The sequence below is a fragment of the Streptomyces montanisoli genome, from assembly GCF_017813245.1.
GTDB lineage: Bacteria > Actinomycetota > Actinomycetes > Streptomycetales > Streptomycetaceae > Streptomyces > Streptomyces montanisoli.
In genome coordinates, this window is record NZ_JAGIQL010000253.1 from 1 (window position 1) to 6,759 (window position 6,759).

Genomic DNA, 6,759 nt, shown 5'->3' on the forward strand with positions numbered 1-6,759 from the left:
CGACCGCACGCCGCCGATAGCAGCGCCGACGTGCGGCACGCGTCTCGGCCGCGCCCGCCGCAACGGCCCCTCGCGGCGCCGGACGACAGTCCGCCACCAGCGGGGGCTCCTGCCCGGCGAGGCGCCCCCGGCTCGGAGCCCACGCCCCGCTCCCGCCTGGCGAGGCCCCGGTGCGTCGGCAGTACGGCCCCGCCCGGAGGGCAGCGGAGCGACCCAGGACATGCGTCCGGCAGGGTGGGCAGCCCGTGACGGGGCGCCCCGGAGGGCGGGGAGGCCCAGACGGCGGGGCGGGCGGCCCCGGACCGTGCGGGTCCCGCGCGCTACGGGCGCTGGGGTGGGTGGTCCGGGGCGGCTCCGCCGCCTGGGGCGGCGCGCGTGCGCTCGTCGGCGATCCGGCGCAGCGAGGCGTTGAGCGCCTCGCGCACCGGGAGCGCGGGCGCCGGCCCCTCCACCCCGTCCACCAGGCTCTGCGCGATCTCCCTGAGCTTGATGTTCGTGTGCTGGGACACCTCGACGAGCACCTGCCACGCCTCCTCGGGCGAGCACCTGCCCGCCGCCATCACCAGGCCGCGCGCCATGTCGATCACCGGGTGGGACTCCAGCGCGTGCCGCAGCCCGTCGACCTCGCGGCGCAGCCCCTCCGCGTCCAACGCCGCCTCGACAGCGCGGAACTGGGCCTCGTCCGAGGCCTCCCACTCATCGCTCCGCTGCTCGTTCATCCGTGTCCCCGCAGGCCGCCGTTTCCGTGCGATACAAGAGTGCATCGGCGACGCGCGGACGGCCAGCCAAGCGCACGAGTTCGCATGCCGCTCCCCGAAACCGCACGTCAGAGCGCGAGCGGACAGCCTGCGCCGCTCCTGCGCCGCTCCCTCACCGATTCTCCCCGTTTTCTTTTCCGCGATGGGGCACATACCTGCCGTGACCGAGGGCAGATGATGGCCTGCCGGTGCAGGGCCCGGGAGGCTTCGCCGCTTCCCTCCCCCCACGGATGGGCTCGCTCCGGAGCACTGTGAAGGCCCCGGCTCCCCCCACGCCGGGGCCTTCAATCAGCCACCCGCACCCCCAGCTGCGCCGCGAACGCCGGTGCGAGGTCCAGCAACTGCGCCGTGCTGATCACCGCCCCCGACAGGCTGTCGAGCCCCCTGGCGATGTCCAGCTCGGCCACCGCCCGCAGGTCCACGTCCTTCAGCCGGGCGCCCGAGAGGTCCACCCGCCGCAGCGTGCACCCCCGGAACTCGACGCGCGTCAGCTCGGCGCCCCCGAAGTCCGCCTCGACCAGCACGCAGCCGTCGAAGACGATGTCCTTGAGCCTGGCCTGCCGCAGGTTGAGGTAGTCGATCTTGCCGCCCTTGATCACCACCCGCTCAAGGCTCGCCCCATGGCACTGCGTGCCTCCGAGGCGCGCGTCCACCACCTCCACGTCGCGCAGCGCCGCGCCCGCCAGGTCGGTGCCCACGCCCCGCACGCGCGTGAGGACCGAGTCGATGAACCGCGCGTGCCCCAGTTCCGCCTCGTCCAGGGCGCACTCCGTCAGCGCGCAGTCCATGAACCGTGCGCCGCGCCCCCGCTGCCCGGTCAGGTCGGCGCCGAGGAACTCCAGGCCGTCGTAGTCACCGTCCGGCTCAAGGCCACCGCCGTACGGCGTCAGCGGCGGCAGCCTGACCTCCGGGCGCCGCGCGGCCGCCACCGCGGCCTCCCCGCCCCTGCCGTCCGGCCGCCCGCCCGTCGCCGCGTTCCTCGCGTTCCTCGTCGCCCTCGCCATGCGCCCCATCCTGGCCCACGCCACTGACAGCGCCCCCGACCCGCCGCGGGGCCCCTGCCCCTCCCCGGGAATCTCCCCGCACGCGCGAACCCACTCAATCGTGATGTTCTGTACCTACGGAACAGACAGGGCAAAATCCTACGAAGAAGGAAGTAGCCCCGATGAGCCATCGAAGCCCGAGGGACGGCGCGTCGGCATCCGGCACCGTGCCCGCTTCCCAGTCGCCCGCCCGATCCGCTTCCGGAAGCCGACGGAAGACCGCGACGGGGCCGCGGGACGACCACCGCTGGTGGGCGCTCGCCGTCATCGCGACGGCCCAGCTGATGGTCGTGCTCGACGCGACGATCGTGAACATCGCCCTGCCGTCCGCCCAGCGCGACCTGGGCCTCACCAACGGCAACCGCCAGTGGGTGATCACCGCGTACACGCTCGCGTTCGGCGGCCTGCTGCTCCTCGGCGGCCGGGTCGCCGACCTCGTCGGACGCAAACGCACCTTCATCGTCGGACTGATCGGGTTCGCCGTCGCGTCCGCGATCGGCGGCGCGGCCGAGGGGCCCATGATGCTCTTCGGCTCCCGGGCGCTCCAGGGCATCTTCGCCGCCCTGCTCGCGCCCTCCGCGCTGTCGCTTTTGACGACCACGTTCAGCGAGGGCAACGAGCGCGCCAAGGCGTTCGGCGTGTTCAGCGCCATCGCGGGCGGCGGCAACGCGATCGGGCTGCTGCTCGGCGGAGTCCTGACGGAGTACCTGAGCTGGCGCTGGTGCCTCTACGTGAACGTGCCGATCGCGATCATCGCCGTCATCGGGGCCTTCCTGCTGCTGCGCGACCGCGAGGGCGGCGGGCACGCGCACCTCGACGTGCCGGGCGTGATCCTCGGCTGCGGCGGCCTCGTCGCGCTCGTCTACGGCCTGAGCGAGGCGCAGACCGACGGCTGGACGTCCGCGCTCGTGCTCGCCCTGCTGTGCGGTGGCGTCGCGCTGCTGTGCGCGTTCGCCTGGTGGCAGACCAGGTCGAGCGGCCCGCTGCTGCCGCTGCACATCGTCCGCGACCGCGACCGCGGCGGCTCGATGGTGACGATCTGCCTGACGACGATCGCCCTGTTCGGCGTGTTCCTGTTCATGACGTATTTCCTGCAGACCATCCTCGGCTACTCGCCGCTCAAGACGGGCCTCGCGTTCCTGCCCATGTCCGCGGCGATCATCGTCGGCTCCACGCAGATCTCCGCCCGGGTGCTGCCCCATGTGCCGCCCCGGGTGTTGCTCGGGCCAGGGCTGCTGCTCGGCGCGGGCGGCCTGTACTACCTGTCGTTCATCGACACGCACTCGACGTACGCGCAGCACATCCTGCCCGGCACGCTGCTGCTCGGCTTCGGTCTCGGGCTCGTCTTCGTGCCGGCCATCTCCACCGGCACGTCGGGCGTGGCGCCGAAGGACGCGGGCGTCACGTCCGCGACCGTCAACACGGCGCAGCAGGTCGGCGGCTCCATCGGCACCGCCCTGCTCAACACGATCGCCACGACGGCCACGAGCAGTTACCTGGCCGTCCATCTCGCGGAGGCCGCGCGCAAGGGGCCCGTCACGGGCGCCGAGAAGGCCGGCATCGTCGCCACGGGCACGGTGCACGGCTTCACGCGGGCGCTGGACTGGGCGGCGCTGATCATGCTGGCGGCGGCGGTCATCGCGCTGACGCTGGTGACGGCACGCTCGCCGCGCAGCGAGGAGGCGCGGCGGGCCGCGGCGGCGGGAGCAGCGGGCTCGGGCTCCGGCCCCGGCTCGGGCTCCGGCCCCGGCTCCGGCTCCGGGGACCGCTGACGGGGGACGTCCCCGTCAGCGGCTGCCTTCCTTCGTTGCCCCAAGGGTCGTCAGGGCCTCGTCCGTGAGGCGGTAGACCGTCCACTCGTCCTGCGGGCGGGCGCCGAGCGAGCGGTAGAAGGCGATCGACGGCTCGTTCCAGTTGAGGACGGACCACTCGAGTCGCTCGTACCCGCGCTCCACGCAGATCCTGGCCAACTCCGTGAGCAGGGCCTTCCCGTGGCCGCCACCCCTGCGGGCGGGGCGCACGTACAGGTCCTCCAGGTAGATGCCGTGCACACCGCGCCACGTGGAGAAGTTCAGGAACCACAGGGCGAAGCCCAGCGGGCTCCCGTCCTCGTCGTCCACCGCCATGTGCGCGAAGGCGGCGGGGCGCTCGCCGAACAGCGCCTCCCGCAGCTGGTCCACGGTGGCGCGCGCCTCGGGGAGCGCCTTCTCGTACTCGGCGAGCTCGCGGACCATCGCGTGGATCTCGGGGACGTCGTCCGGCGTTGCGCTACGAATCATGGCCCCAGCCTGTCACGGCCGGGCGCGGCGCCGCCCACCCCCGTCGCGACCGGCTCAGCGCGCCAGCAGCGTCCGCCCCACGAACGTCTCGCCGTCGCCGAGGGCCTCCCCGTCGCGCCAGGCCCACAGGCCGTCCTGGAGCACGCGTGCCAGCGTCCACGCGCGGGCGCGCGCCCGGTCGGCATCGAGGCCGAGCGTCTCCGTCAGCAGGTCGAAGCGCCACAGCACGTCGCCGGGGTCGAACCGGTTGCGCAGCGCCGGGTACAGCTCGAAGCCGGGGTAGCCCGCGAGCGGCTTCGGGTCGATGGCCAGCCAGCCGCCGTCGTCCCTGCGCGAGCCGCCGTCGTCCCTGCGCGAGCCGAGCACGTTCTGGAAGTGCAGGTCCCAGTGGAGCAGCCGGTCGCCGGGCTCCCCCGCGACCTCGCGCACGACGGCGGCGCACTCGCGCAGCAGCCCGCTGCTCGGCGCTTCCGCGGGGACGCCGGCCGCCTCCGCCAGCATGCGGGCCGTCACGTCGCCGAGCGTCCGCAGGCCGGCGGGGGCGGGTGCGGACGTCAGCCGGGCCAGCAGCCGCCCGATCTCCGCGACCGCCTCCCTCGCGGGCAGGGCGTCCAGGTCGCGCGACGGGTCGGCGGCCTCGACGAGGAGCGCGCCCGTCGCCCCGTCGGCGCCGTGGGCCAGCAGCCGCACGGCGGCCCCGCCGTCCCAGGCCCGCAGCGCGAGCGCCTCGCCCGCGGACTCGTCGGTGATCAGCTGGAGCTTGAGGGCGGCCCGTACGCCGTCCGCCTCGCGGACGACGGGCAGCACCAGCGCGGTCATCCCGTGCAGTGCGGGGCCCGTGCGCCGCAGGCCCCAGCGCGCGAGGAACCCGGCCGCGGTCGCGGGCAGCGCGGCGACGAACGCGCGCCCGGCCTCGCCCTCGAACCGCGCCTGCGACGCGGCCAGTTCCGCCGGCACCTCGATCACCACACGCCGAGCGTACCCGCGGGGCGCGTCCCGCACTGCCTCGTGCACGCTCCTGCCCCTGCCCGTCCCGCGGCCCGTCCCTGGACAGGCCGGACCGACCAGGTGTACGAATCAGCCGCATGAGCAGCCGCCGCGATGCCCTCCTGACCACCCCTTCGAGCAGCCCGTTCACGGTGAACGGCGGCGTCTCGTTCTGGTACGCGCAGGACGGCATGCCCGTCCCGCGCGAGCCCCTCGCCGGGGACACAACGGCCGATGTGTGCGTCGTCGGCGGCGGGTTCACCGGGCTGTGGACGGCGTACTACCTGAAGAAGGCGGCGCCGTACCTCGACATCGCCGTGCTGGAGGCGAAGTTCTGCGGCTACGGTGCCTCCGGCCGCAACGGCGGCTGGCTCTACAACGGCATCGCGGGACGCGACAGCTACGCCAGGCTGCACGGCCGCGACGCCGCCGTGCGCCTGCAGAAGGCGATGAACGCGACGGTCGACGAGGTCGTCACGGTGGCCGCCGCCGAGCGGATCGAGGCGGACATCCACAAGGGTGGCGTACTGGAAGTCGCCTACACCCCGGCCCAGTTGACGCGCCTGCGCGAGTTCCACGAGGCGGAGCTCGCGTACGGCGAGAGCGACCGCGTGCTGCGCGGCGCGCGCGAGACGGCGGAGCGTATCCATGTGGCGGGCGCGGTCGGTTCGACGTGGACACCCCACGGCGCGCGCCTGCACCCGGCGAAGCTGGTGAAGGGTCTCGCGTCGCTGGTCGAGTCGCTGGGCGTGCGGGTGTACGAGTCGACGCCGGTGACGGAGATCAGGCCGAAGCACGCGGTCACGCCGTACGGCACCGTCCGCGCGCCGTACGTCCTGCGCTGCACCGAGGGGTTCACGGCGGGCCTCAAGGGCGACCGGCGCACCTGGCTGCCGATGAACTCCTCGATGATCGCCACCGAGCCGCTGCCTGACGCCGTGTGGAAGTCCATCGGCTGGGAGGGCCGCGAGACGCTCGGCGACATGGCACACGCCTACATGTACGCGCAGCGCACGGCCGACGGCCGGATCGCGCTGGGCGGCCGCGGCGTGCCGTACCGGTTCGGTTCGAAGACCGACAACGACGGCCGCACGCAGGCGTCGACGATCGCCGATCTGCGGGAGATCCTCGTGCGGTTCTTCCCCGCGGCGGCGGGCGTGCGGATCGCGCACGCGTGGTCGGGCGTGCTGGGCGTGCCGCGCGACTGGTGCGCGACGGTCACCCTCGACCGCTCGACGGGGCTCGGCTGGGCGGGCGGCTACGTCGGCTCGGGCGTGGCGACGGCGAACCTGGCGGGACGCACCCTGCGCGACCTCGTACGGCAGGACGCGGGCCAGGCGGGGCAGACCGAGCTGACGTCCCTGCCGTGGGTGAACCACAAGGTGCGCAAGTGGGAGCCGGAGCCACTGCGCTGGCTCGGCGTCCAGGGCATGTACGCGGCGTACCGCGAGGCGGACCGCAGGGAGGCACGCGGCCACTCGGCCGCGACGCACCCGATCGCCCGCGCGGCGAACCGCGTCACGGGCCACTGACCGCCCTCCCCGCCGTGCAGCTGATCGGAAGATCATTCGTCTGAACTTCAGTCACCTTTCTATCTCGTATCCCTTCCTTTGCTTGGAATATAGGGGGGATCAGGTCGAGGGAGGGCGCACACGAGGGGACGGAGGGGGCAGCGGGGGGGGGAGGGGGGGG

At 73.8% G+C, this 6,759-nt stretch carries 6 protein-coding genes; 2 read left to right on the top strand and 4 right to left on the bottom strand.

The window, feature by feature from the left end; genetic code table 11:
* Nucleotides 1-320: 320 nt before the first annotated feature.
* On the bottom strand, nt 321-719 hold the full coding sequence (locus JFN87_RS31355; protein ID WP_209345621.1) for an ANTAR domain-containing protein: 399 nt from the start codon (nt 717-719) through the stop codon (nt 321-323).
* Nucleotides 720-1,042: 323 nt separating this feature from the next.
* Nucleotides 1,043-1,762, bottom strand: coding sequence for a pentapeptide repeat-containing protein (locus tag JFN87_RS31360; protein ID WP_209345623.1), 720 nt, complete (start codon nt 1,760-1,762; stop codon nt 1,043-1,045).
* A 161-nt stretch (nt 1,763-1,923) separates the two neighbouring features.
* Between JFN87_RS31360 and JFN87_RS31365 the strand changes: the two genes are divergently transcribed.
* Nucleotides 1,924-3,573, top strand: coding sequence for an MFS transporter (locus JFN87_RS31365; RefSeq protein ID WP_209345625.1), 1,650 nt, complete (start codon nt 1,924-1,926; stop codon nt 3,571-3,573).
* A gap of 15 nt (nt 3,574-3,588) precedes the next feature.
* Here the strand turns inward: JFN87_RS31365 and JFN87_RS31370 are convergent, their stop codons facing one another.
* Both JFN87_RS31370 and JFN87_RS31375 read right to left on the bottom strand, forming a co-directional pair.
* Nucleotides 3,589-4,080, bottom strand: coding sequence for a GNAT family N-acetyltransferase (locus JFN87_RS31370; protein WP_209345627.1), 492 nt, complete (start codon nt 4,078-4,080; stop codon nt 3,589-3,591).
* A 54-nt stretch (nt 4,081-4,134) separates the two neighbouring features.
* The gene (locus JFN87_RS31375) at nt 4,135-5,046 is read right to left on the bottom strand and encodes an aminoglycoside phosphotransferase family protein (protein WP_209345631.1); all 912 of its coding nucleotides are present in this window, start codon (nt 5,044-5,046) and stop codon (nt 4,135-4,137) included.
* A gap of 119 nt (nt 5,047-5,165) precedes the next feature.
* On the opposite strand from JFN87_RS31375, the gene JFN87_RS31380 reads away from it, so the two are divergent.
* The gene (locus tag JFN87_RS31380) at nt 5,166-6,599 is read left to right on the top strand and encodes an NAD(P)/FAD-dependent oxidoreductase (protein WP_209345629.1); all 1,434 of its coding nucleotides are present in this window, start codon (nt 5,166-5,168) and stop codon (nt 6,597-6,599) included.
* Nucleotides 6,600-6,759: the final 160 nt, after the last annotated feature.